Below are 26,105 nucleotides of genomic sequence, written 5' to 3'. Positions count from 1 at the left end.
ATTACATTCTTTTTACACAAAAGTTACTTCAATCTGGTCGTTTATATAAACCAGGATCTTGTTTTCAATCTCAAAATCCATTTTTGCCAGAATATGAGCATATTCTGAAATCTGCGCCTTATGTTTTGGATCTGCTGCACCTGTCTTGTAATCAATAATATTCACCTTATTACCAGAAAAGATAAGTCTGTCGGGTCTTAGGAGTGCACCATCCTCAGAAATTATTTCCCGCTCATTATAATTCACCACGCCATTTGTAAAATATTTCTTTAACGCGGTATGGCCTGTAACTTCTAAAATAGATCTTTCAAGTTCTTCTTTTTCTTCGGAAGGAAAAAGTCCGTCATTTTTGCCATTTTCGAGCACCCGCTCCACATCTGCTTCCGTATCTATTTTAGCAAAAAGATCGTGGATAAGCTGACCTTTTTCAATAGCCTTTTGCTGTTTGGTATTCCACATGAGCCCCGAACGCGTGATGATGGAAATACCATTGCCCTCGGTTGCGGAAGAAAAAAAACTTTGCTGCTCAAAGGTGTTCGAAGATTTTTTTTCTTCGGAAATCATTTCATGCATATTTCCGAAGTGGTATTCATTACTGTCATTCCACTTCCCTATAGACCGTAAATAGGATATAAATAGACCCGAAATGCGGTTGGTATTTTCGTTCCCCTTCTTGTCGAGGTCCATTTTTGAAATGATATACAATTGATGCTCGGGCCGCGTCATAGCCACATACAGCACATTGAGTGCATCAAGCTGACTGTTACAGCTCAACTCATGATAAATTTGAGGTGCTTCGCCCTCCCATTCTTTCATCTTTTCGGCTGCACGCAGGTAAGCAATTTCTACGTTGGTATCGAGTTCTTCGGGCAATTCTATCCAAAAATGTTCCCTGGCCGTGTCATTTATCTGGGTATTGGCAAAAGGATAGATTACCACAGGAAATTCCAGCCCTTTAGCTTTGTGAATGGTCATTATTTGCACTGCATTTTCACCTTGCGGTACCACAATGCTCAGTTCTTCTTTCTTTCGTTCCCACTGTTCCAAAAAGGTGAAAAATGCGACCCCTTCGGAACTGGAAACTTCGTAAACAAAATCGAGATAGAACTGCAGGTAAGCATCAGAAACGGCCTCTAGCGAGAAAGCCCTGATTATATATTCAACCGCCTCATAAACCGACATTGCCGTAGCTGCCACGGGTGAAAAATTGATCCCATTCTTTTCCAGAGCTTTAAAGAATTCCTCCCCTTCAGGCTTTAGATGCTCTTCAAGAAATTGGAAATTGTTGTCTACTTCAATGGTTTCAGTCAAAAGATAATCAAGGATCTCAAATTTGAGAGACCTGTCTCCGGGATCGAGGCAATACTGTAAAACTGCAGTAATAAACCTGATTTTTGGAGAACGGTTTATGAGTAAACTTTCCGCAGAGATAACGGGAATAGCATGTTCACTAAGGTAATTGGCTACAGCAATACTCTCGCGGCGTGTTCGGGTAAGGATACAAATATCAGAAAGTGCCCTGCCCTGTTCCTGCACTTCGGTAATAATTTCATGCACCCTTATGGGGTACGCCTCCATTTCTTCGGAAGCATTTTCAGCCTCTATAAAAGAAATGTTCACATAACCTTCTTTAGAGCTCACAACGCCCTGGCCACTGTTAAGAAAGAGGTTTTTATGGGTTTCATTCAGAAAAAATCCTGAAGCATACTTAAAGAAATCGTTATTGAACTCCACCACGGTCCTCGCACTCCTGTAGTTGTTTGGCAGCACCAACATTTCCAGGTCTTCAACGCTAAACGGATGCCGCTTTTGGCATAGTTCCATAAATTGTTCGGCTTTACCGCCACGCCACCTGTAAATAGACTGTTTTGCATCTCCTACCAGCGTAAGCGAACCAAATTCGCCGGCCGGATGCTCAATAGAAAGGGTATTGTCAACAAGCGGGATCAAATTTTCCCACTGTAACTGGGAGGTATCCTGAAATTCATCAATAAAATAATGACGATAGCGATCTCCCAGCCTCTCATATATAAAAGGTGCGGGCTGATCTTTCACTGCTTTGCCTATCGTGGCGTTGAATTCTGAAATCAACACCAGCGAATTTTCAGCTTTTATCTCTTCTATCTGTGCCTGTATGGCATTTAAAAGAGACAGCGGCACGAGGTTCTTGTCTACCGCTTCAAGGAACTGTATGCAGGTGATGTATTTTTTTACCTGATTGTACAGTGCGACAATTTGCGGCTGAAGGCTATCGAGAACCTGCTTTTTGGCTGCATCAAGTTTAGATGCATAGAGCGCTTTTTCAGCAAGATCTCTTTGCCAGCCTGCGGAAAAGTTAACGTTAAAATCCCCTTTTTGAAGCTTCAGAAAAAATTTTGGGCAATAGCCGCCACTAAAACATCCATTGTCAAGATTGTTTTCATCCAACAACTGAAAAAAGTAATTTGCCGTGTCAATAACAGCATTTTCCAGCTTTTTTTGTTCCTGAATGATCTTCTTTTTTAGATCTTCAAAATCGCCCGGCTTCTTTGTCTTTAGGATTTCCAGGAATTTACTGCTGGTTTCCTGTGTGAGCAAACGCCCAATAGCAAAAAGATCGCGGGCTATGTCCCAGCTCTTATCGTCATCTGTGCGGGAGAGGACAAAATTGACCAGAATCCGGGTTATGGCTTTGTCTTTTCCAGCTTTGCTTATAAGCCTGTCTACCGCCTCCCCGAGCACTTCATCGGTTCTAAGTTCAACTTCAAAATTAAGTGGCAGCCCCAGGTCTTTGGCAAAGGTTCGCAAAACCCGGTGGGTGAAACCATCTATAGTAGAAACTTCAAAGGCAGCATAGTTGTGAATTATATGCTTTAGGATATCGCTGCTTCTCTTCTGAATGACCTCTGGCGACATTCCCGTATCTTTGGAAAGCACGGTGAGCAATTCTTCTTCTTTGCTGGTGCGACTGGGATTGGCAAGCCCATGCAGGCTTTCAATTATGCGCGATTTCATTTCCCCCACAGCCTTATTGGTAAAGGTAATGGCAAGTATATTCTTATAACTGTCTATTCGCGGCGAAGACAGCAGAAGTAAAAGGTACTGTTTTACAAGGGTATAGGTCTTTCCCGAACCAGCCGAAGCGTCGTAAATTCTGAAGATGTTAGCGTGCTTCAAATTTTTTTCACTAAAGTAAGAAATGCATCTTAATTGACCTTCTCGTGCCGATCCATTAGCTGGAAAATATGCAGAAAAAAATGAGATTTTTCTATGTAACTGTAAACTAACTTTTTTAAAAAGCTACATCTTTAAGGATTTTATAACATTTTATAATTCTTATTAATGAGGTTTATCTCTAAATTTGAAGTTGACCTAATTAATAATAAAAACGATTTAACTATGGCTTTCGAGTTACCAAAATTAAAATATGCATTTGACGCATTGGAGCCTCACATTGACGCAAAGACAATGGAGATCCACCACGATAAACATCACGCAGGATATACCAGCAAATTAAATGATGCCGTAAAAGGCACAGATATGGAAGGTAAGAATATTGAAAATATTCTCAATAACCTTGACATGGATGATAAAGCTGTCCGCAACAACGGAGGGGGATATTTTAACCACAACCTTTTCTGGGAGATCATGGGACCTAATGGTGGTGGAAAGCCACAGGGAGATCTTGCCTCTGCAATAGACAAAGACTTTGGATCTTTCGAAGCTTTTAAAGATGAGTTTTCTAAAGCAGGTGCTACCCAGTTTGGATCTGGTTGGGCATGGCTTTGCGTGCAGGAAGGTGGCAAGCTTGAAGTATGTTCTTCAGCAAACCAGGATAATCCTTTAATGCCCGGAGTTGGTTGCGGCGGATATCCAATCCTTGGAATGGACGTTTGGGAGCATGCTTATTATTTAAAGTATCAAAACCAACGCCCCGCATATATTGATGCGTTCTTCAATGTGATCAACTGGGAAGAAGTTTCCAAACGATATGCACAACATAAATAATTAAGGTCTCATTAGAGATTTTAAATAAGACAGAAGGCTGTCTTAAAAGCTTACTTGAAAAGTTATTCTGAATTAGGGGATCTATCTTGAATAGGACCTCAACTTCAGGCTTGATCAGGAAAGGCTTTTAAGGCAGCTTTTTTTGCAGAATAGTGCGCATAAAAAAAGGTGGAGATCTCCACCTTTTTTTGCCCCAAATCTACCATGAACTTAACCTACTTATGTTATGGCTTTACTAAAGTAGCTAAACATCTCATTATCAGAAACTTTTTTAGATGAAGTACATGGAAAATTGTTGAAGAGCAAATAGGCGGTATGTGCTGTAAGAATTCAGCAACAATATTAACAAAAGGTCAAGCTAATTTACCTCAATGTCTTTTAATTTTAGTTGTAGCGTGATATTGCCCTGAAATTCATTCTCTTCAATAGAATAGGCAGCCTTGACCTTTTTCCCTTCACTTACCAGCTCACACTTCTTCCCCAGATCAAACCCTATGGCGCCAAAGCTGCGATCATTTCCCTTCTGATAAAACCTGGCTTTCAGGTGCTTGTCATCTCCACCAACACAGCGGGCGTAACCGGTATCCCGCAAATTTTTTGACATAAAAACAGGAGACATATTGCCGGGCCCAAATGGTGCAAACTGTTTAAGGATCCTATAGAACTTATCTGTAATATCACCAAGTTCTATTTCGGCATCAATCTGAATTTCGGGCGTTAGCAGGCGGGGATCTATTGTAGCCGAAACCACTTCTTCAAATTTTCTCTTGAAATTCTCATATTGATGAGAGAGCAGCGTTAAACCTGCCGCATATTTATGCCCTCCAAATTGTTCAATGAATTCACTGCAGCCTTCCAAAGCATCATAAACATCAAAACCACTGACAGAACGTGCCGATGCTGCAAGTTTTTCACCGCTGCGGGTAAACACCAGGGTAGGGCGATAATAAGTTTCGGTAAGCCTCGAGGCTACAATCCCAATCACCCCTTTATGCCAGGTCTCACGGTAAACTACTGTGGTCTTTCTCTCCTGTTCGCAAAGTTCGTCAATCTGGGCAAGTGCTTCTTCAGTAATTACTTTATCTGTCTCTCTTCGGCTCATGTTATACTCTTCAATTTCGGCTGCAAATATTTTTGCCTGCACACTATCTTCTTCAGTAAGCAGGTTAACGGCGTGCAGCCCGTGCTTCATTCTACCCGCTGCGTTTATACGGGGCGCAACTATAAAAACAACATCTGTAAGGGTGAGTTGTTCCTTCTTCACCTGTTCGAGGATTGCACCAATTCCTGCACGGGGAGCGACATTTATTACCTGCAGGCCATGATAGGCAAGTATCCGGTTTTCTCCGGTTACCGGCACTATATCGGCCCCAATAGCTGTAGCAACCAGATCCAGGTATGGGATGAGCACTCCAAATGGCTCTCCCCTCTTTTGGTTTAGAGCCTGCAACAGTTTGAAGCCCACACCACATCCGCAGAGTTCCTTATAAGGGTATTCACAATCTTCTCTTTTAGGATCCAGTACAGCTACCGCCTTTGGTATTTCTGCCCCCGGCCTGTGATGATCACAAATTACGAAGTCAATGCCCTTTTCACTGGCATAGGCTACTTTTTCAATAGCTTTAATTCCGCAATCGAGGGCAATAATGAGGCTTATGTCATTATCGGCTGCAAAATCTATCCCTTTATAAGACACACCATATCCTTCTTCATACCGGTCGGGGATATAGGTCGCAACGTTTGGGTAGGTTCTTTTTAGATAAGAAGAAACCAATGCAACACTCGTGGTGCCGTCTACATCATAATCTCCAAAGACCATGATATTTTCCCCTTTTTGAAGGGCAAGCTCGATCCTGCTTACCGCTGCTTCCATATCTTTCATTAGAAAAGGATCGTGGAGGTCTTCGAGACTTGGACGAAAGAACTTTTTGGCTTCTTCAAATGTTTCTATGCCGCGCTGAACCAGCAATGAAGCTATTGGTTTTTCTACACCTAAAGCTTCCTGCAGATGTTCGACTGTTGAAAGATCGGGTTTAGGTTTGAGTGTCCAGCGCATAGAGTTTTTTTTTCAAAAATACTGATTGTTCTTTATTATTTACGTCCTACAAACCGGCCTCATCGAGAACCTGAAGGAAAATCTGACACCGAAATTTCACAGTTCTAAAGATTAATTCAGCCAATTAATTATTTCTTTATTAATTTAATTGAAATTTTTACTGAATGAAAAAGATCCTCTTATTCGCCATCGCACTAATTTTCCTGTCCTGCGAAAATAAAACTTCAGTAGAAACAGAAGCACCTGAAGAAACGATTTCCATTTCAAAAGCTGATACTCTTGAGCACCTGCTTTCAAAAGTAATACCCACTGAAGGTGGCTTCAGTATTTCAGAGCAGGCAGCACATGCGGTTCTGAGTGAAATTCAGCACCGCGAGCAAGGCATCTTCTATGTTTACGCTCCAGAAGCCGACTTTAACGGGACCGAAGTTGTAAAGATCAAAAGGGCTGATTCTAACGGAGCCGAAATTTTTTCTGAAACAATCACCACGCTCAAAATCGAGGTCGCAGAGTAGCTATTTATTCCCTGCAACAACAACTACAATCTCTCCTTTAGGAGGTTTGGTCTCATAGTGCGCAAGCACTTCAGCTGCTGTTCCTCTCACGGTTTCCTCATGTAGTTTGGTGATCTCCCGGGATACAGAAACCTGCCTGTCTTCTCCAAAGAATTCTTTTATCTGGCCAAGAGTTTTCAGAAGCTTGTGCGGCGATTCATATAATATTATGGTACGGGTTTCCTGCGCCAGCAATTCCAGCCGGGTTTGTCGTCCTTTTTTTACCGGTAAAAAACCTTCAAAAACGAATTTATCATTGGGCAACCCACTGTTCACAAGGGCAGGAACAAAAGCAGTGGCGCCGGGCAGACAATCTACTTCGACCCCTGCTTCAACACAGGCCCGGGTGAGTAAAAATCCGGGGTCACTGATAGCGGGCGTCCCGGCATCACTAATTAACGCTACAGTTTTTCCATTCTGAATTTGCCGCACCACATTTTCTACCGTTTTATGCTCATTGTGCATATGGTGGCTTTGCATAGGTGTATTTATCTCAAAATGTTTTAGCAGTTTTCCGCTGTTGCGGGTATCTTCAGCTAAAATGAGATCTACTTCTTTGAGAACCATAATGGCGCGAAAAGTAATATCTTCAAGGTTGCCAATAGGCGTGGGCACAAGGTATAGTTTCGCCATAGAACCTTATTCGAAGTTCTTTTCAACTATAGCCAAAAACCTGCTTTCATAGTCTTCTTTTCCTTCCCAGTTATTATAGTCGGGCTTGACCATGTTTTCAACAAAATTAAAGGCTTCTTCCTTAGTCCTTATAGTAATGAGTTGAGACAACACCCTGTTATAATCTGATGTACTCCCGTCAAAAAGGTGCTTTACAAAGGCCATTCTGTCGTTAAGTCCAATATTGATACCTTTCTTGAGCCTGTCATTGAGGGATTTTGGTTTTTCCTGGGCAGAACCCTGTCTTTTCACCGGTTCAAACTGCGGCAGGTTATCGTAGTGAACTCCCCCAATATCGCTCATATCGTTCTTCTTGTAATTGCGCGGTTCTACATGTGCAAAGAGATCGTCAACCTGCTGTGTCTCGAGTGGCATCTGGGCCACAATATCCTTGATCTTTTCGGTATTTGGCTCGGTAATCTCTTCAGAATCGTTGTATTCAAGTCCGGTAGGGTTATACTCGTCCGGTTCTGGAGCATCTTCTTCCTGCACCGGCAGCACCGATTCCTTCTTTTCTTCGGAAGCTTTTACCGGAGCTTCTTTTTCTTTTGGAGCTTCTACTTTCTGAGCAGTTTTTACTACTTCCTGCTCTCTTATTTCTGAAGCCGTGTAGAGATTAGATTCGGTAAAATTGTAGACGGTAAGCTTTTCGTATAATCTCCTGGCAAGTTCTTTTAATTCCCCGGTCGCGACCTGGTCCTGATCTTTTAAAAGAGCAACTTTTTCGGCCAAAGCTACTAATTCCCCTTTCAATTGCTTTTTCATAACTTTCATTCTTGCAACCCGAATACGGTTGTATTTTTAATAAATTTGTGTCACCTTTATCAAAAGCGAAGTCTGCTTTTTGGTCTTGAAAAATACAAAATGTTTCTTGAAAATACAGTAAATCATAAAGAGCAATTTGGGTGGATTGAAGTTATATGCGGCTCGATGTTCTCTGGGAAGACCGAAGAGCTGATTCGCAGACTCAAGCGCGCCAAATTTGCCAAACAAAAGGTCGAAATCTTTAAACCGGCCATAGATACCCGCTACAATGAAGAGATGGTGGTGTCTCACGATTCCAACGAAATAAGGTCCACCCCTGTTCCTGCTGCAGCCAATATCAGGTTACTGGCCGATGATTGCGATGTGGTGGGCATTGATGAAGCCCAGTTCTTTGACGAAGAAATCGTCTCTGTATGCAATGATCTTGCAAACAGAGGGGTAAGAGTGATCGTTGCCGGACTGGATATGGATTTTAAAGGCAACCCATTTGGGCCAATGCCCAACTTAATGGCCACTGCCGAATATGTCACCAAAGTACACGCCGTTTGCACCCGTACCGGAAACCTCGCCCAATACAGCTACCGCAAGACTTCAAATGAAGACCTGGTGATGCTGGGAGAGACCGAAGAATATGAGCCTTTGAGCCGCGGAGCTTTTTACAAAGCCCGGTTAAGAGAAAAGCTAAAAAATTTCGAGGTTACAGAACCCGAAGAATTAAAAGACACCAAAAGAAGTGAACATGCCGAAAGCCAGGGAGACCGTACTTGAAATAAATCTTGATGCCTTAGCGCACAACTACAATTACATTAGGTCAAAACTCGATGAAGATGTAAAATTTATGGCCGTGGTCAAGGCCTTTGGCTACGGAAGCGACGTAGCCGGCATAGCCCATAAGCTCGTGGAGCTGGGCGCCGACTATTTTGCGGTAGCTTATACTTCTGAAGGTATTGCCTTAAGAGAGGCCGGAATTGAAGCCCCTATTTTGGTTCTTCACCCTCAGTCATTCAATTTTGAAGCTGTTATTGAAAATTGCCTGGAACCAAGCCTTTACAGCAAGTTTGTTTTAGAAGAATTTATCAAAACTGCTGAGGAAAAAAATCAGAAAGAATATCCTGTACATATTAAGTTCAACACCGGACTTAACCGCCTTGGGTTTTCAGAAAAAGAGACCGATGTAGTGAAAGACCTGCTCACAGCTACCACTGCAGTTAAAGCGAAATCATTCTTTTCACATTTAGCCGCAAGTGAAGACTGGAAAGAGCGGGAGTTCACCCTCATGCAGATCCACACTTTCAGGAAAATAGCTGTTAAATTATATGACGATTTAGGCTACAGGCCCATGCTGCACATTTGCAATACTTCGGGGATCATTAACTATCCTAAAGCCCATTTTGACATGGTGCGATCGGGGATTGGACTTTACGGGTTTGGAAATGATGAGCCCAATGATGAAAAGTTAAGGCCAATTGGAACGCTTAAAACCATTGTCTCACAAATCCATGTGCTGGAAAAAGGCCAGTCCCTGGGCTACAACCGCGCCTTTATCGCCGAAAAACGCACCAAAACAGCCACGCTCCCCATTGGCCATGCCGACGGGATTAACAGGCAGTACGGCAATGGCCGCGCCGGGGTAACTATTAATGGCAGCTACGCCCCAATTTTAGGAAATGTTTGTATGGACATGGTGATGGTCGATATTACCGGAATTGACTGTAAAGAAGGGGATGAAGTCATTGTTTTTGGAGAAACTCAACATGCAACTGCCTTTGCTGAAAAGGGAAATACTATCTCCTACGAATTGATTACCGGCATCTCCCAAAGAGTGAAAAGAGTACTTATTACAGATTAATTCATACATTTGGGTTACTAACTTAAAAATCTAATTTATGGCATTCTTTAAGGATTTCAAGGCTTTTCTAATGAAAGGCGACATTATTGCCCTTGCTACCGCCGTAGTTGTAGGAGGTGCTTTTAATAAAATAGTTTCTTCTGTGGTAGCCGATATCATCATGCCTCTCATAGGTGTTATTACCGGGGGAGTTGATTTCTCACAAAAATTCATTTCTCTTGACGGTAACGAATATGAAAGCCTGGATGCCGCAAAAGAAGCCGAAGCCGCAGTGCTCACCTACGGCAATGTTATTCAGGCTATTATTTATTTTGTGATTGTGGCCTTCTTTATTTTCCTGGTTTTACGGGCTTATGAAAGAACCAAAACTGCGAAAGAAGCTCCAAAAGTCACTGAACCTAAAGGCCCTTCACAGGAACAACTGCTTACCGAAATTCGGGATGAATTAAGGAAAAAGAACAGCTAAAAATGCCATTTTTCGCGCCTGTGTATCACTGCATGAGCAAGAAATAAATATTTTTGCGGCAAGAGAACGAACTTTAAAACACGTAGTAACCGCTACGCTACATATCCTAACCTTAAACCCCCGGAACCACCGGGGGTCTTTTTTTACTACAACCCTCCATATTTAACAAACTGTACAAAGTGGTTATAAAAAATAATTTGAGGCAGAATTTCTTTGCGTCTACTCTTTTTATTATTTGTAGTACAATACATTTGTATAAAAATATCAGGACGAGCAGGAAATGGAGACTTACAGGTTTCCGAAGCCTGCGAGGTCTTTAAATCACTATAGCATGAAAATAGCAGTTGTAGGCGCTACCGGGATGGTGGGCCAGATAATGTTAAAAGTATTGGCAGAAAGAAACTTTCCGGTTACCGAATTGCTTCCGGTAGCTTCAGAAAGATCTGTAGGCAACAAGATAAGCTTCAATAGCAAAGAATATGAAGTGATTGGCCTGGAAGAGGCTGTGGCACAAAAGCCAGATATTGCCCTTTTTTCGGCCGGCGGTGAAACTTCCCTTGAATGGGCGCCAAAGTTCGCAGAAGCAGGTACTACCGTCATAGATAATTCTTCGGCCTGGAGAATGCATCCGGAAAAGAAACTTATTGTGCCCGAAATCAATGCTTCAGAATTGACTTCCGAAGATAAGATCATTGCAAATCCCAACTGTTCTACTATTCAAATGGTGATGGCACTTGCCCCTCTTCACAAAGAATACGGTATTACCCGTGTGGTGGTTTCGACTTACCAATCTATTACAGGCACTGGCCTAAAAGCTGTACAGCAGTTAGAAAATGAATACAAAGGCGAACAGGGAGAAATGGCATATCCATACCCTATTCACCGTAATGCCATTCCGCAGTGTGACGTTTTTGAAGAAAACGGCTACACCAAAGAAGAGATGAAACTCACCAACGAGACCAAAAAGATCCTAAAAGACAACGCTGTAGAAGTTACAGCCACCGCTATACGTATTCCGGTAGTAGGCGGGCACAGCGAATCTATAAATGTCACTTTTAGCAGGGATTTTGACGTTAATGACGTTAGAAGGCTGCTAAAAGAATTCCCCGGAGTCACCGTGCAGGATAATACTGATGTAAATACTTATCCCATGCCTATTTATGCCGAAGGTAAAGACGATGTTTTTGTGGGGCGTATAAGAAGAGACCTTTCTCAGGCTAATTCATTAAACATGTGGATTGTAGCCGACAATCTACGAAAAGGCGCTGCCACCAATGCGGTGCAAATCGCCGAATATCTGGTAGATAATAAACTTGTTTAAAATATGAGGTGCCAAAAATGGCATTTTTGAAGAGTAATAATTTAAAGGCTGCATATTTCTTGTGCAGCCTTTCTTATATCTTTTAATGAGAAAATTACCTATTTTAGGACCTCTTAAACTACTGATAAATGAATAGAATATTAATTACTGCCCTGGCTGCCGGAGCTTTGATCTCCTGCGGAAGTTCACAACAACCTGAACCTACCCCCGGGACAACCACTCAAACCCCATCTACTGCTTTGGAATATCCCACCACCCGAAAAGGTAATACCGTAGACACTTACTTTGGCAACGAGGTGAAAGACCCTTACCGCTGGCTCGAAGATGATCGCAGCGCCGAGACTGAAGCCTGGGTAAAAGCACAAAATGAAGTCACTTTTGAGTATCTCAACCAGATTCCCTTCAGGGAAGAACTAAAACAAAGGCTTACCGAACTCTGGAATTATGAGAAATTAAGTGCACCAAGTGAAGAAGGCGGCTGGATCTACTTCAGCAAAAACGACGGACTCCAGAATCAAAGCGTTATTTACCGTAAAAAATCGGAAAATGCCACGCCCGAAGTATTTTTAGATCCGAATAAATTTAGTGAAGACGGCACTACTTCTCTCTCCGGAATGAGTTTTTCTGAAGATGGAAAAACCCTTGCTTACAGTATTTCTGAAGGTGGAAGCGACTGGAGAAAGATCATTGTTATGGATGCCGAAACCCGCGAAATCAAAGAAGATACTTTGATTGATGTAAAATTCAGCGGCCTTTCTTGGAAAGCCAATGAAGGTTTCTACTATTCAAGTTATGACAAACCTGAAGGAAGCGAACTTTCAGCAAAAACAGATCAGCATAAACTTTACTACCACAAACTCGGCACGCCACAAAGTGAAGATAAAGTGATCTTTGGCGCTACTCCCGAGCAAAAGCATCGTTATGTAGGCGGGAGTGTTTCAGAAGATAACCGCTACCTGTTCATCTCGGCCAGGACTTCAACTTCGGGAGGTAAACTATTTATGATGGATCTCGCAGAAGACAATCCTTCTATTGATACCATAGTAGGCCATGAAGACAGCGAAAGTTATGTAATGGACAACCGCGGCAGCAAGCTGTTTATCGTGACCAATCTAGACGCGCCAAACAGAAAGATCGTTACTGTAGATGCCGCAAATCCACAGCCCGAAAACTGGAAAGACCTTATTCCTGAAACCGAAAATGTACTTAGCCCATCAACCGGAGGCGGATATATTTTTACTGAATATATGCAGGATGCAGTTTCTAATGTAAAACAGTACGACTATGAAGGAAAACTGGTAAGAGAAATTGATCTTCCCGGAATTGGAACTGCCAGTGGATTTGGCGGGGAAAAAGATGAAAAGGACCTTTACTACAGTTTTACAAATTATGTTACTCCCGGCAGCATCTACAAATACAATGTAGAAACCGGAACTTCAGAATTGTACAACCGCCCGGAGGTGGCCTTTGATCCTGATAACTATACCAGCGAACAGGTTTTCTACACCTCTAAAGACGGTACTAAAGTGCCTATGATCATTACCTACAAAAAAGGGATTGAAATGAATGGGAAGAACCCAACCATCCTTTACGGTTACGGCGGATTCAATATAAGCCTCACCCCTTCCTTTAGTATTGCCAATGCGGTGTGGATGGAACAGGGCGGAATTTATGCCGTACCAAACCTACGGGGTGGCGGGGAATATGGAAAGGACTGGCACGATGCCGGAACTAAATTGCAGAAGCAAAATGTTTTTGATGATTTTATTGCCGCTGCCGAATACCTTATTGAAAATAATTACACCTCCAGAGATTACCTGGCCATTCGGGGAGGTTCCAACGGCGGACTTTTAGTAGGAGCTACCATGACCCAAAGACCAGATCTTATGAAAGTTGCCCTGCCGGCAGTGGGAGTTCTTGATATGCTGCGCTACCACACCTTTACAGCAGGTGCGGGCTGGGCTTACGATTACGGTACCGCCGAAGACAGTGAAGAGATGTTCAATTACCTAAAGGGGTACTCTCCTGTTCACAATGTAGAAAGTGGAGAAGAATATCCTGCTACTTTGGTCACTACAGGAGACCATGATGACCGCGTAGTACCGGCACACTCCTTTAAGTTTGCTGCCGAGCTTCAGGATAAACAGGCAGGTGACGATCCTGTATTGATTAGAATTGAGACTAATGCAGGTCACGGTGCCGGTACCCCGGTGAGCAAGACCATTGAACAATATGCCGACATTTTTGGCTTTACACTTTACAACATGGGATTCAACAAACTCCCTAACCCGGTAAAATAGTTCTTGTTCAGACCTTTTTTAAAGAGGCTGTTTTAAAGTACTTAAGTGTTATTCTGAATTTATTTCAGTGATTCTGTGATCATCATTAGAGTCATATGTGGCCTGGACCAGGTGCAGATCAACACAAATAAGGCTTTGAGACAGCCTCTTTTTATTATTAAAACTCTAATTTTACAGCCTTAACCAAACGAAGATGCTAAAGGTCAAAAACCTTTCTTTTGCTTATGGAGCCAAGCCGGTGTTAAAGAACCTCAGCTTTAACATCCAAAAAGGGGAAAATATATCAATCATTGGCGCCAGTGGATGCGGTAAAAGCACCCTGCTCCAGTCTCTTTATGGACTTCATGATGTAAAAGGAAAGATCTTCTGGAAAGAAAAGCAGTTGCTGGGGCCCAATTTCAACCTCGTTCCCGGCGAAGATTTCATGAAATACCTCACGCAGGATTTCGACCTGATGCCGCCATTGACCGTAGCCGAAAATGTGGGTAAACATCTCTCAAACGCCTACCCCCGTAAAAAACAGCAACGGGTAAACGAGCTTCTAGCTTTGGTAGAAATGAAGGAGCTGGCAAAAACAAAGGCAAAGTTCCTGAGTGGAGGCCAACAACAGCGGGTAGCACTGGCAAGAACCCTCGCTAATCCTCCTGAAGTCTTACTCCTGGATGAACCCTTTAGCCATATTGATCATTTCAGGAAGAACAAACTGCGCCGGAACCTCTTTAGCCACCTGAAAGCAACGGGCACTACCGTAATGTTGGCTACTCACGACAGCACAGATGCACTTTCTTTTGCCGACAAGACCATTGTAATGAAATCCGGAAGGATCATAGCTATGGGATCGCCCACAGAACTTTACAATAACCCGCCAAATGCCTATGTTGCTTCCCTGTTTGGAGACGTAAATGAACTCCCGGCTTCCCTCTTCTTTGACGATCAACCAGTACGCAAGAAGGTTATTCTCTACCCTCACGACATACATTTGACAGCATCGGGCAGGTATCAGGGGGTGGTCAAAAATGTGTTTTTTAAAGGAAGTTTTTTTCTTACTGAAGTTGAAATAGAAGGCACTTCAATTTTTGTGGAACACCCGGAAGGTCTGGAAAAAGGCAAATCTGTTCGCTTACAAATCGAACAGGATCTACTTGAAAAAAGGTTAGGCTAAGTGAGAAATTTTCCGAAGAAATTATGCAATTCAGAAATGCGGATATTTACCTTTAGAAAATTTCTTCTATTTGTAATTCTCTGCCATTAAACGTCACGCTACTTCCCTTCTTTTTTCCCATAAATATTTGTGCTATTGGAGCACCTACCCCTACAGTATAATATTTCTCATTGTCCACACTAATTTCACCGGCAGGAATGGCAATAAAATAATTGGCCACTGTAGTTTTCACGATACTTCCAAAACCTGCTACATTCCCTGTACTACCTGTGGGGACTTCCTTAAGCGTTCTTTTAAGCCTTTTAAAACCTTCAGCCTGGTTTGCTACTTTCTCAAATTCGAGGTGCAGCATAGCCCTTTCGGTCTCATATTTATCGCCCATAGAGCATTTGGTCTCCAGTTTTAGTGCAGCTTCAAGATCGTCTATGACATGCTGTACGGTTTCGATCTTTTTCTCTACGTAAGCAGCGCAGGCTTCAATCAACTTTTCTTTTATTTCAGACATTTTTTCTTTGCTCGTTTTTAATGTCAAAGCCTCAATCAGGAAGTTTTAAAATCTCTTGCCAACTGTAAGTCCAAATCTTGGATAAGCAACGCTTATATTATCTGAACCTAAAAAGTTTCTTCCAGCTCCTCCAAAAACTTCAAACACCCATCCACTTTCAGTCATAAACTTTGATCCTACCGCAAGACCTATCCCTGCACCTATTTCATTTTCAGTTTTGACTTCGTAAGTACTCCCGTTATAGTAGGTGTATTTTTCATCATCTACTACGTAAAAGGCCGCATTCCCCTCCACAAAAAATCCGGCAGCAGGTTTTTTACCAAAATAGATCCTGTAATAGGGAATAGCCATAAAATCAATTTCTATATCATCTATAGAAAAGTTAACAGAAATACCCAAAGCAGACTCATCATTCAAAATTCGCTCGTAGCTAAGCTCGGGGAAACCAATGAGCAAATACATTCCATTTAATTTTAATTCGTTTTTACCGGAATAAGGTACCTGCTCTTGTGGGGTAGCTATTTCTTCAGTCTCCTGGGAATATCCATGAAAACAAAACAACATGGATATTAATAATAGAGGTAGTATTCTGTTCATTGATTGATGATTTTAAATTGAGTAAAAATAATTTTATTTGGTCCTGTTTTTTTGGAATGTCTTAAATTCTATTAAAGCTCAATTTTTCCAAGGTTCCTCATTTGCCTCACAATCCAGCTCTTCCTGCCCCCAATGTAACTGCTGGCGGGATTTGCCCTGTATTCCCGCGGATTTGGAAGTATGGCTGCAATGGCAGCGGCTTCATAGGCGGTAAGGTTCTCTGCACTCTTTTTAAACCAGGCTTGAGCAGCAGCTTCGGCGCCATAAACGCCTTTGCCCATTTCTATGCTGTTAAGGTATACCTCAAGAATACGCTCTTTACTCCACAAAAGTTCTATCCAAAAGGTAAAATATACTTCCAGGCCTTTTCTAAACCAGCTGCGCTGTGGCCATAGAAAAACGTTCTTGGCAGTTTGCTGCGAAATAGTGCTGGCGCCCCTTACTCTTTTCCCTTTTTTATTGTCTTCCATGGCCTTTTGAATCGCCTTATAGTCAAATCCATTATGACTGGGGAAATTTTGATCTTCACTGGCAATCACCGCCAGCTTCAGGTTGTCAGAAATCTCCTCCATGGGCACCCAGTCGTGATAGATCTCCTCTTCGGGATTTTCAAAATACCTGATGGCCATTAATGGCGTAAACGGAACCGGCACCCACTTATAGACCACAACCATAAATATGCTGAAGAGAAATAATCCCAGCACCAGTTTCAGTAAAAACCTGAAAAATCTTTTCATTTTTATTCAATTAGGTCGGCCAGTTCTTTTCCTACGAGACTGCCAATTGCTATACCCATTCCGCCTAAACGCACTCCGCAGAACACGTGCTTCGAAACCTTTTTAACCACCGGTTTCTTCTGTTCACCCATGCCCATTATTCCGCTCCACCTTCTTTCGATCTTATAAGGAGTATCGGGTAAAATGACATTTTTGAGCAGGCTTTCAAGCCGCTGTTGCACCAGTGCCGTCAATGCCATTTCGGTGGTTTCTTCTCCTTTAAGGTTGAGGTTTCTGCCCCCGCCCAGCAGAATCCTATCGTTAATATTTCTGAAGTAATAAAAGCCTTTTTCAAGGTGAAAAGTGCCTTTTAGATGAAGGTTGGGAATAGGAGCTGTGATCAAGACCTGTGCCCGGGCCGGTTTAACCTCTGGGATACCCAGTTGTGAAGCAAAACCATTGGTGGCAATAAGCAAATTCCCGGTGTAAAAACTAAAATGTTCTGTTTCTACTTCTACGGAATCATCTACTTCAGCAAAACCATTTACGGTAACCGAGTTTAGGATCTTCACGCCAGCTGCCTGCACCTTCTGAAGCAGGGCGCTCATCATTTTCCCGGTATCAAGATGGCCTTCAAATTTATTGTAGATCAGGCTGTTATCTACTTTTGCAAATCCGAATTTATTATTGGTTATGCTGAAGACATCCTCTCCAAAAATGGGGTTTAGAAGGCTGTTTATTTTTGCCATTTTTGACACGCAGGCTTCAAAGAGATCTTCTTCGGCTGCAGTAAATAGTTCATATCCGCCATTTACCTGTAAATCAATACCATCACTATTCAAAGTTCTTTTGAGTAGATCAAGCCCCTGCACCCGTTTTCTCACCAGTTCTACCATCTCTTCTTCGGAATGATGCTGCAGGTCGTCCAGAATTTCGCTAAGACTTCCAAAAGCAGCAAAACCGGCATTTTTTGTACTGGCACCATTAGGCAGAAGGCCTCTTTCGAGGATTACCACCTTTGCTTCGGGGTAACGGGTTTTTAATTGCAGGGCGCAGGTAAGTCCGGTAATCCCGCTGCCAACAATGGTAAAATCAATATTAGAAAACCAGGAATCGTGTTCCCAAAAAGAAAAGCTCATAAAAATGCCATTTTGTAGCCAAAGTTATTCTTTTTTTGCCTCTTCTTTTACGTCTTTGGGTTTCCCTCTTGAAAGTTTAAGAGGAACGAGTGCTCCACCTTGTCTTAGTGAGCCGGAAAGTTCCTCTTGCTTTAGTCTTCCTTTAAAATGAAACCCTCCAAGCTTTGGTGCCTTTACCTCCAATACATTATCTTCAAAAGATGTAGATTCAACAGGAATATCAAAAGCATTTTGTGCGGGACTGTCTAAGGTAGTGGTATAGCCATCCTTATTTTCAGAAATATGAAAGACAATCCCCATTTTACGGTCCTGTACCATCAATTCGCCATACCAGTCGCCGGTAATCTCCTGTGCACAAAAGGAGTTGCTGAGATATAATAAAAGTAGAACTGAAAATACCTTCTTCATAATTTTAGGTTTAAAGAATTAACTAAAATGTTTAATGCTACACCGGCCACCACTGCAGATAAACATTTGCTTTAAGATAAGAATTTATTGCTAAACCCCTGTAAGGCAAAACCTTTGAAATAAATTTTGAAGTAGACACTGAAATTTTTGGAACACGCTTTTCGCTGAAGGAGATAAAAAACACCACTGCTTTCCAGGAGCAGGGATACAGGACAATAAATAAAAAAGACCTCACAGGTTTTGAAAACCTGTGAGGTCTAAAATGGTATAGTAACTAGGGATCGCTGTAGCAATCCCATATAATATTACTCTTTTGGTTTCATTTTGAAACTCTCCATGAACTTGGTAGTGTAGTTCCCCGCAACATAATCGGGTTCATCCATCAACTGCCTGTGAAACGGAATTGTTGTTTTCACACCTTCAATTACAAACTCGTCAAGAGCCCGTCTCATTTTACTAATCGCTTCTTCGCGGGTTTGGGCGGTAGTAATCAATTTGGCAATCATAGAGTCGTAGTTAGGCGGAATCACATAACCACTGTACACATGAGTATCTATACGCACTCCATGCCCACCCGGTGCATGCAGGTTGGTGATCTTTCCGGGAGAAGGTCTAAAGTCGTGATATGGATCTTCAGCATTAATCCGGCACTCAATAGAGTGTAGCTGTGGCTCGTAGTTCTTACCTGAGATAGGCACTCCTGCTGCCACAAGGATCTGCTCCCTGATGAGGTCATAATCTATCACCTGTTCGGTAATAGGATGCTCTACCTGAATACGGGTATTCATTTCCATAAAGTAGAAGTTCCTGTGTTTATCTACAAGGAACTCTACGGTACCGGCGCCTTCATACTTAATGTATTCGGCTGCTTTAACCGCAGCATCTCCCATTTGTTTCCGAAGTTTATCGGTCATGAAAGGAGACGGAGTTTCTTCGGTAAGTTTTTGATGGCGTCGCTGTACAGAACAATCCCTTTCTGAGAGGTGACAGGCTTTACCTGAACTATCTCCCACGATTTGGATCTCAATATGTCGCGGCTCCTCAATAAGTTTCTCCATGTACATGCCATCGTTGCCGAAGGCTGCACCTGCTTCCTGCCTGGCCGATTCCCATGCTTTTCGCAGATCTTCCTTTTTCCAAACGGCACGCATTCCTTTACCACCACCACCGGCGGTAGCTTTCAGCATAACCGGATAACCCATATCATTGGCGATCTTCTCGGCTTCTTCATAAGATTCGAGAATGCCTTCTGACCCGGGAACACAAGGCACCCCGGCAGCTCTCATAGTAGCTTTAGCCGTGGCTTTATCTCCCATCTTATCTATCATATCGGGGCTGGCACCAATAAATTTGATATCGTGTTCAGCACAGATCTTCGAAAATTTAGCATTTTCAGAAAGAAAACCATATCCCGGATGAATAGCATCTGCATTGGTAATCTCGGCCGCTGCTATGATATTTGAAATCTTTAAATAGGAAAGGTTGCTGGGAGGAGGGCCAATGCAAACTGCTTCATCGGCGAAACGAACATGAAGACTTTCTGCATCGGCAGTAGAATATACCGCTACGGTCTTAATGCCCATTTCTTTACAGGTGCGAATAACGCGCAAGGCAATTTCTCCCCTGTTGGCAATTAATATTTTTTTAAACATACTGTTTAGTTTTGGCTTTAGGGTAGCTCCTTACAGCTATTATGACGGATCTACCAGGAATAGAGGTTGATCAAATTCTACTGGTGATGAATCATCAACCAGTACCTTCACGATCTTTCCGGAAATCTCACTTTCAATCTCGTTGAAGAGCTTCATAGCTTCAATCACACAAAGAACATCACCTACTTTTATAGAGTCTCCAACTTCTACAAAAGGACCTTTGTCTGGAGATGGTTTTCTATAGAAGGTTCCAATTATAGGAGACTTAATAGTAACATATCCTTTATCTTCCTGTGCGGCATTGGCTTCGCCCCCGGTAGTAGAACTCTCCTGTTGTTGTGGAGAAGAGGGCTGTTGCTGCACCGGCTGTTGCACTTGTGGTGCAGCCTGCATAGGTACCTGCTGCAGGATTGTGGTTTCCCTTTCGTCAGATCCGGTTTTGATGGTGATCTTTACATCATCCATTTCCAGCTTTACTTCACTGGCTCCAGATTTTGCCACAAACTTGATGAGATTCTGAATTTCTTTTAAATCCATATTATTTAGTGTTGGGTGTTTTTAAGAATTATAAGCCCACTTGAGGTAGATAGAACCCCAGGTGAAGCCACCTCCAAACGAAGCAAAAATAAGATTATCTCCTTTTTTAAACTGTTTTTCGAAGTCGCTTAATAGTAAAGGCAAAGTAGCCGAAGTTGTATTACCATACCTATGAATATTCATAAGCACTTTGGAATCATCGATCCCCATTCGGCTTGAAGTTGCATCTATAATCCGGCGGTTTGCCTGGTGTGGCACCAGCCAGTTGACATCTTCATTTGAAAGATTATTGCGTTCCATGATCTTTGCACTCACATCGGCCATATTGGTAACGGCAAATTTGAATACGGTCTTTCCATCCTGAAAGACGTAATGTTGCTTATCGGCCACTGTTTGTGCCGTTGCAGGAACAAGAGAGCCACCGGCAGAAATTTTGAGAAATTCTCTTCCGGCGCCATCGCTTCTAAGAATTTCATCCTGTAGCCCAAGACCTTCTTCATTGGGTTCAAACAAAGCAGCCCCTGCGCCATCTCCAAAGATGATACAGGTAGTTCTATCTGTATAGTCAATAATTGAAGACATTTTATCGGCCCCTATAACAAGAACCTTTTTGTACCTGCCGCTTTCAATATATGCTGCGGCGGTAGACATCCCGTAGAGAAAACTGGAGCAGGCAGCCTGCAGGTCGTAAGCAAAAGCATTTACGGCACCTATTTGTGATGCCACGTAAACCCCTGTCGCTGCGACCGGAAGGTCGGGCGTTGCCGTAGCCATAATTAGCAGGTCAATTTCTGCCGGGTCTATTCCAGATTTATCTATAAGGTTTTGGGCGGCTTTAATTGCCAGGTAGGAAGTTCCTTTATCAGCATCCTTAAGGATGCGGCGCTCTTTGATGCCGGTTCTTGAGGTGATCCACTCGTCGTTGGTATCAACCATAGTCTCAAGGATTTTGTTTGAAAGAACAAATTCCGGTACATACGCGCCTACAGCTGTAATCGCTGCTGTTGTTTTACTCATAAACATGCATTTAATGCCTCTGCAAAATGGTTAAATTACTGAGAAACAGTAGACTAATAAAACTCCACAATACAGCGGTGCAAATTAAGGTGTTTTTAGCACTTTATCAACTTAAAACAAAAAACTCTCACTATGTGAGAGTTTGGGGTATTTTCAAAGCTCTTGAATATTAAGCTTCTACTTCTTCTGTATTGTCAATTAACACCTGACCACGGTAGTATAATTTACCTTCATGCCAGTGTGCCCTGTGGTACAAATGAGCTTCTCCTGTAGTAGGATCTGTAGCTATTTGTGGTACAGAGGCTTTATAATGCGTTCTTCTTTTATCTCTCCTCGTTTTTGAGGTCTTTCTCTTAGGATGTGCCATGGCTGCGTATTATTTATCGTTTAATAAATTTTTCAATTTTTCCCAGCGGGGATCTATGTCCTCCTCTGTTTTAGTCTCTTTTTCTCGCGGACTTAACTCGTCCAGCTTTTCAAGTACATCTGACTTTAAAGTGCCATCTAGCACTCCAGGATGAACTCTTTTTGACGGAACGGCCAAAACCAGCATTTCGTAAATGTACTGTTGGATATTTACCTCGTACTCACCATGGGGCAAGATCAAAATATCCTCATTGTCATCGTTATACTCCTGCCCAAACTTTATTACCAGAAATAGCTCACTGTCTATTGGCTGGTCATAAGGTTCATTTGTAAGGTCGCAGTAAACGTTTACCATTCCCGATGCTTTAAAAGTGAGCTCCAACATGGTCGATTTCTTCTCAAACAGAAGATCTATCTTTATGTTGGCACTATTAAATTCATCGTAATCAAAATGTTCAAAGAACTTATTGTCAACCTCGTACTCGAACTGGTGTTTACCTTGTTTAAGACCCACAAAGGGGATCGTAAACTCCTTTAGTTTCCTCATTTCATCATCAGTTTCAAGTGCCTACCCCTCAGGATAAGGCGGGTGCAAAGATATAAAAATTAATTAACTGCCTATTCTTTATGAACAATTTTTTGTTTATATCTTCTTGCCCTGTTTCTTCAGGACGTTTTGGGTGAGTTCTTCATATTCCTGACGGCTTTTAAAGATATCTATTCCCTTGAAAACGGCTTCTTTAAATGAGTGGTGATCGGCCTCGTTCTTTCCGGCAATCTCGTATGCCGTACCGTGATCGGGTGAAGTGCGCACCTTGCTAAGACCGGCTGTGAAATTAACCCCACTTCCGAAGGAAAGGGTTTTAAAAGGAATTAATCCCTGGTCGTGATAGGCTGCAATAATAGCATCAAAATTCTTATAGTTACCACTTCCGAAGAAACTGTCGGCAGAATAGGGGCCAAAAATGAGCTTTCCGGAGTTCCTTATTTTTTCAAGAGTGGGCTTCATGATCTCCTCATCCTCATTTCCAATAACTCCGCCGTCACCACTGTGCGGATTAATTCCCAGCACCGCAATTTTAGGCTGCGAGATCCTGAAATCCTGCTGCAACGTTTTATGAATGATCCTCACTTTCTTTTCGATCAATTGGGGTGTTATAGCTGCAGCTACATCTTTTACCGCCACATGATCTGTCAAAAGCCCTACTTTTAAGGTATCGGTGATCATAAACATGAGGCTTTCCCCTCCCAATTCCTTAGCCAGATAATCTGTATGGCCTGGGAAACGAAACTCTTCACTCTGAATGTTGTGTTTATTTATAGGCGCGGTAACAAGAATATCAACATCACCCTGCTTTAGAGCATTGGTTGCTGCCTGTAACGAAAAAAAGGCATGCCTGCCAGCCTCTTCTGTCTCCTCTCCAAAATTTATTGTCACATTCTCTTTCCAGACATTTACCACATTGAACTTATTATCAATGGCCTGGGCTGCATCATCAACCCCCTGAAAGGCAATATCGATATTGAGTTTTTTCTTGATGAACGTAATGGTTCTGGCCGATGCAAATACAACCGGTGTGCAGAGCTCCATCATTCTAACATCCTCAAAAGTCTTGAGCACGATCTCACTTCCAATTCCGTTGAGATCTCCAATACTAATTCCCACTTTTATTTTGTCGGATGATTTCATAATGATTTCCTGTATTTACACTAATTTTATACCTGCAAAGGTAATTAATAATAGGAGAATGTTTACAGGCATCATTGAAGAACTGGGAGTAGTCACGGCACTGGCTAAAAGTGAAGACAACCTTAATATTAGTATTAAAGCCAACTTTACTTCACAGCTGAAGATAGATCAAAGTGTAGCTCATAACGGCGTATGTTTGACTGTGGTAGATATTGCACAGGGGGAATATACTGTTACTGCTATTGCTGAAACCCTCTCAAAAACTCACCTGGGAGAATTAAAGAAAGGAGATGTGGTAAACCTGGAGCGGGGAATGCAATTGGGCGCCCGGCTAGACGGCCATATTGTGCAGGGCCATGTAGACCAAACCGCTTTATGTACCGCAGTGGCGGAAAAGAATGGCAGCTGGGAGTTTACTTTTGAATATGACCCTGGGCTACAAAATATCACTATAGAAAAAGGTTCTATTACTGTAAACGGGGTAAGCTTAACCGTTGTGAATTCGGGTAAGAACAACTTTAGCGTGGCCATTATTCCCTACACCTTTGAGCATACCACTTTTAAAATGATCAAAAAGGGAACCAGAGTCAACCTGGAATTTGACGTTATTGGGAAGTATGTAAAGCGACTTACTCAGTTAAATCCTTAAGTTCCTCCTCTTTCTTCCTGAGTCTGAATAACTGGAATGCTCCAAGCGCAACCCCCGAAAGGAACAGGGGCAACAAATAATCATTTATGGGTAAGCAAAAACCCGGTGGTGGTGGCGGACTTCCATCTCCTGGATCATCAGTTTCACCACAACCGTTATCTGTCGTAGAAGACTGGGTGCTCTGCATCATAGGTGGAGGTGGGCTCTTCGAATCCTGCGCATAGGCGCTCTGGAAATAAATTCCAAAGGCAAGACCTGCAAGCAGAACAAGTATGATCTGGTATTTCCCCCGTTTACCCATGGTCACAATATTCTAATAATTAAAAGTAATAAACAAATTACCTGTCAGGGAATATCGAATAATTCACTTTCCTACTAATTATCAAATATATCGACTATTACCCTGCAGAATTTCTCAACCCTATCTAAAGTTTACTTTTCTTACAAAATTACAGTTATTCTTCATTCTTTCCTCTTCAGCACTCTAAAAAGGTGTTTATCTATAAATTTATAAATTGAGGTCCTATTTTAGCCTTATGAATAAATATATCGTTTTTCTTTTTTTCAGTTTAAGCATTGTAACTACTCGCGCACAGGATTCCTTAAATACAGGAGGCGAACTTATTATTGGATTAACCGAAGCGCCTCCTTTTGTGATGAAGGAGGGAAGCGATTTTTCGGGTCTTAGTATAGAATCCTGGAAGCTGGTAAACAGGGAATTGAATGCTAATTATAAGTTTAAGCAATTCGAAACTCTTGATGCGCTGCTACAGGCGGTAGAGCAGGGACAGGTTGATCTTAGCATCAACCCTATCACTGTTACCGATAAGAGAATGCAGAAAATGGATTTTTCACAGCCCTACTTCATCTCTTATACCGGAATTGCAAGAAAGAGTGGTTCTGCCGTCTGGAGATATCTCTCAAATATTTTTAGCTGGAACTTCTTCTCGGCCATACTTATCCTGGTGGGAGTCATCTTTATTTTTGGAATGCTGGTCTGGATCTTTGAACGAAAAAAGAACAAAGAAGAATTTGGGCCCGGTGCCAAAGGAATACTCCAGGGCTTCTGGTGGAGTGCAGTGACCATGACCACCGTGGGCTACGGGGATAAGTCGCCACGTACTTTTGGTGGTAGAGTTGTAGGTTTTATATGGATGTTCATAGCTATTATTATGATCTCTACCCTTACAGCGGGAATTGCCTCTTCCCTTACCGTACAAAACATCCAGGATGAGATTGGTACGGTACAGGACCTGGAAAGATTTGAGATCTATACCGTAAAAAGTTCCAGTGCCCAGGAATTATTGGACCAGTACAACATTGATTCTTATAAAGTTCCCAATGCCAATGAGGGCCTGGAAGCGCTCCTGGAGAATGATAAGAACGTGCTGGTATATGATAAACCTATTCTAAGCTATTATATTGAAGAAAAAGAACTGCAGGAGGAACTTACTGTTCTTGAAAACAGCCTCAAAAAAGACTACTACAGTTATAGTTTCCCAAAGCACTCTAAACTTGTAAACCTAATAGACCCTATTCTTATTGGAACGCTGAAAACCATGGAATGGAACAGCCTGATTTCTGAATACAAGTAATCATACAGTCACTTTATCTCCTTCCCCAGCTTTATAAGTGACTACATTAGCTTCTGAAGAACTTTATATTTTTTTCACTTCATTTCATTTAATATTGTAACA

The 26,105-nt window shown here is 42.2% G+C and carries 26 protein-coding genes; 10 read left to right on the top strand and 16 right to left on the bottom strand.

Going from position 1 to position 26,105, the window contains the following annotated elements:
- Nucleotides 1-12 precede the first annotated feature (12 nt).
- Nucleotides 13-3,156 (bottom strand): UvrD-helicase domain-containing protein, encoded by a 3,144-nt coding sequence (locus tag V5739_RS08475; RefSeq protein ID WP_423820422.1) that lies wholly within the window; start codon nucleotides 3,154-3,156, stop codon nucleotides 13-15.
- Between the two features lie 222 nt (nucleotides 3,157-3,378).
- On the opposite strand from V5739_RS08475, the gene V5739_RS08470 reads away from it, so the two are divergent.
- Nucleotides 3,379-3,987 carry a superoxide dismutase gene (locus V5739_RS08470; RefSeq protein WP_266070888.1) on the top strand — a complete coding sequence of 203 codons (609 nt, stop codon included), beginning with the start codon at nucleotides 3,379-3,381 and terminating at the stop codon, nucleotides 3,985-3,987.
- Between the two features lie 358 nt (nucleotides 3,988-4,345).
- Here V5739_RS08470 and recJ read toward each other — a convergent pair whose 3' ends face one another.
- Nucleotides 4,346-6,043 (bottom strand): single-stranded-DNA-specific exonuclease RecJ, encoded by a 1,698-nt coding sequence (gene recJ, locus V5739_RS08465; protein WP_423820421.1) that lies wholly within the window; start codon nucleotides 6,041-6,043, stop codon nucleotides 4,346-4,348.
- 164 nt (nucleotides 6,044-6,207) lie between these two features.
- Here recJ and V5739_RS08460 point away from each other — a divergent pair, with 164 nt between their 5' ends.
- The gene (locus V5739_RS08460) at nucleotides 6,208-6,558 is read left to right on the top strand and encodes a hypothetical protein (protein ID WP_423820420.1); all 351 of its coding nucleotides are present in this window, start codon (nucleotides 6,208-6,210) and stop codon (nucleotides 6,556-6,558) included.
- Here the strand turns inward: V5739_RS08460 and rsmI are convergent, their stop codons facing one another.
- Nucleotides 6,559-7,230: a 16S rRNA (cytidine(1402)-2'-O)-methyltransferase gene (gene rsmI, locus V5739_RS08455; RefSeq protein WP_423820419.1), complete on the bottom strand. Its 672-nt coding sequence runs from the start codon at nucleotides 7,228-7,230 to the stop codon at nucleotides 6,559-6,561.
- A 6-nt stretch (nucleotides 7,231-7,236) separates the two neighbouring features.
- Nucleotides 7,237-8,034, bottom strand: coding sequence for a hypothetical protein (locus tag V5739_RS08450; protein WP_423820418.1), 798 nt, complete (start codon nucleotides 8,032-8,034; stop codon nucleotides 7,237-7,239).
- Between the two features lie 99 nt (nucleotides 8,035-8,133).
- Between V5739_RS08450 and V5739_RS08445 the strand changes: the two genes are divergently transcribed.
- From V5739_RS08445 to V5739_RS08420, 6 genes are all read left to right on the top strand, one after another.
- The gene (locus V5739_RS08445; RefSeq protein ID WP_265162214.1) at nucleotides 8,134-8,802 is read left to right on the top strand and encodes a thymidine kinase; all 669 of its coding nucleotides are present in this window, start codon (nucleotides 8,134-8,136) and stop codon (nucleotides 8,800-8,802) included.
- Nucleotides 8,774-9,883 (top strand): alanine racemase, encoded by a 1,110-nt coding sequence (alr, locus tag V5739_RS08440; protein WP_423820417.1) that lies wholly within the window; start codon nucleotides 8,774-8,776, stop codon nucleotides 9,881-9,883. The genes V5739_RS08445 and alr overlap by 29 nt, the downstream gene beginning before the upstream one ends.
- A gap of 37 nt (nucleotides 9,884-9,920) precedes the next feature.
- Nucleotides 9,921-10,349, top strand: coding sequence for a large conductance mechanosensitive channel protein MscL (gene mscL / locus V5739_RS08435; RefSeq protein WP_266070894.1), 429 nt, complete (start codon nucleotides 9,921-9,923; stop codon nucleotides 10,347-10,349).
- A 331-nt stretch (nucleotides 10,350-10,680) separates the two neighbouring features.
- The gene (locus tag V5739_RS08430; RefSeq protein WP_423820416.1) at nucleotides 10,681-11,670 is read left to right on the top strand and encodes an aspartate-semialdehyde dehydrogenase; all 990 of its coding nucleotides are present in this window, start codon (nucleotides 10,681-10,683) and stop codon (nucleotides 11,668-11,670) included.
- Nucleotides 11,671-11,798: 128 nt separating this feature from the next.
- Nucleotides 11,799-13,970, top strand: coding sequence for a prolyl oligopeptidase family serine peptidase (locus V5739_RS08425; protein WP_423820415.1), 2,172 nt, complete (start codon nucleotides 11,799-11,801; stop codon nucleotides 13,968-13,970).
- A 193-nt stretch (nucleotides 13,971-14,163) separates the two neighbouring features.
- Nucleotides 14,164-15,132, top strand: coding sequence for an ABC transporter ATP-binding protein (locus V5739_RS08420; RefSeq protein ID WP_423820414.1), 969 nt, complete (start codon nucleotides 14,164-14,166; stop codon nucleotides 15,130-15,132).
- A gap of 52 nt (nucleotides 15,133-15,184) precedes the next feature.
- Here the strand turns inward: V5739_RS08420 and V5739_RS08415 are convergent, their stop codons facing one another.
- From V5739_RS08415 to pdxA, 11 genes are all read right to left on the bottom strand, one after another.
- Nucleotides 15,185-15,637 carry a hypothetical protein gene (locus tag V5739_RS08415; RefSeq protein ID WP_266070899.1) on the bottom strand — a complete coding sequence of 151 codons (453 nt, stop codon included), beginning with the start codon at nucleotides 15,635-15,637 and terminating at the stop codon, nucleotides 15,185-15,187.
- Between the two features lie 45 nt (nucleotides 15,638-15,682).
- Nucleotides 15,683-16,234 (bottom strand): hypothetical protein, encoded by a 552-nt coding sequence (locus V5739_RS08410; RefSeq protein WP_423820413.1) that lies wholly within the window; start codon nucleotides 16,232-16,234, stop codon nucleotides 15,683-15,685.
- Nucleotides 16,235-16,305: 71 nt separating this feature from the next.
- Complete coding sequence (gene mtgA, locus V5739_RS08405) at nucleotides 16,306-16,971, bottom strand: monofunctional biosynthetic peptidoglycan transglycosylase (RefSeq protein WP_423820412.1); 666 nt, start codon at nucleotides 16,969-16,971, stop codon at nucleotides 16,306-16,308.
- A 2-nt stretch (nucleotides 16,972-16,973) separates the two neighbouring features.
- Nucleotides 16,974-18,089 carry an NAD(P)/FAD-dependent oxidoreductase gene (locus tag V5739_RS08400; RefSeq protein WP_423820411.1) on the bottom strand — a complete coding sequence of 372 codons (1,116 nt, stop codon included), beginning with the start codon at nucleotides 18,087-18,089 and terminating at the stop codon, nucleotides 16,974-16,976.
- 24 nt (nucleotides 18,090-18,113) lie between these two features.
- Entirely contained in the window at nucleotides 18,114-18,497 is a 384-nt protein-coding gene (locus V5739_RS08395; protein WP_423820410.1) for a hypothetical protein, read from the bottom strand.
- A gap of 305 nt (nucleotides 18,498-18,802) precedes the next feature.
- Entirely contained in the window at nucleotides 18,803-20,149 is a 1,347-nt protein-coding gene (accC, locus tag V5739_RS08390; RefSeq protein WP_423820409.1) for an acetyl-CoA carboxylase biotin carboxylase subunit, read from the bottom strand.
- A gap of 39 nt (nucleotides 20,150-20,188) precedes the next feature.
- Complete coding sequence (gene accB / locus V5739_RS08385; RefSeq protein ID WP_423820408.1) at nucleotides 20,189-20,686, bottom strand: acetyl-CoA carboxylase biotin carboxyl carrier protein; 498 nt, start codon at nucleotides 20,684-20,686, stop codon at nucleotides 20,189-20,191.
- A gap of 21 nt (nucleotides 20,687-20,707) precedes the next feature.
- Nucleotides 20,708-21,703, bottom strand: coding sequence for a beta-ketoacyl-ACP synthase III (locus tag V5739_RS08380; RefSeq protein WP_423820407.1), 996 nt, complete (start codon nucleotides 21,701-21,703; stop codon nucleotides 20,708-20,710).
- 169 nt (nucleotides 21,704-21,872) lie between these two features.
- Nucleotides 21,873-22,070 (bottom strand): 50S ribosomal protein L32, encoded by a 198-nt coding sequence (gene rpmF / locus V5739_RS08375; protein WP_006988996.1) that lies wholly within the window; start codon nucleotides 22,068-22,070, stop codon nucleotides 21,873-21,875.
- A gap of 9 nt (nucleotides 22,071-22,079) precedes the next feature.
- A complete protein-coding gene (locus tag V5739_RS08370) occupies nucleotides 22,080-22,616 on the bottom strand; it encodes a YceD family protein (RefSeq protein WP_423820406.1) in 537 nt (178 codons plus the stop codon).
- Between the two features lie 96 nt (nucleotides 22,617-22,712).
- Complete coding sequence (gene pdxA, locus V5739_RS08365) at nucleotides 22,713-23,759, bottom strand: 4-hydroxythreonine-4-phosphate dehydrogenase PdxA (RefSeq protein ID WP_423820405.1); 1,047 nt, start codon at nucleotides 23,757-23,759, stop codon at nucleotides 22,713-22,715.
- A 58-nt stretch (nucleotides 23,760-23,817) separates the two neighbouring features.
- On the opposite strand from pdxA, the gene V5739_RS08360 reads away from it, so the two are divergent.
- A complete protein-coding gene (locus V5739_RS08360) occupies nucleotides 23,818-24,408 on the top strand; it encodes a riboflavin synthase (protein WP_423820404.1) in 591 nt (196 codons plus the stop codon).
- On the opposite strand, the gene V5739_RS08355 is transcribed toward V5739_RS08360, so the two are convergent.
- Entirely contained in the window at nucleotides 24,389-24,709 is a 321-nt protein-coding gene (locus V5739_RS08355) for a hypothetical protein (protein ID WP_423820403.1), read from the bottom strand. The genes V5739_RS08360 and V5739_RS08355 overlap by 20 nt on opposite strands.
- A 235-nt stretch (nucleotides 24,710-24,944) precedes the next feature.
- Here V5739_RS08355 and V5739_RS08350 point away from each other — a divergent pair, with 235 nt between their 5' ends.
- On the top strand, nucleotides 24,945-26,003 hold the full coding sequence (locus tag V5739_RS08350) for a transporter substrate-binding domain-containing protein (protein ID WP_423820402.1): 1,059 nt from the start codon (nucleotides 24,945-24,947) through the stop codon (nucleotides 26,001-26,003).
- The last annotated feature ends 102 nt before the right edge of the window (nucleotides 26,004-26,105 follow it).

This window comes from Salinimicrobium sp. TIG7-5_MAKvit, assembly GCF_049569215.1.
GTDB lineage: Bacteria > Bacteroidota > Bacteroidia > Flavobacteriales > Flavobacteriaceae > Salinimicrobium > Salinimicrobium profundisediminis.
Note: the sequence above shows the minus strand (reverse complement) of the source record. Positions and strands in the feature narration are given on the sequence as shown.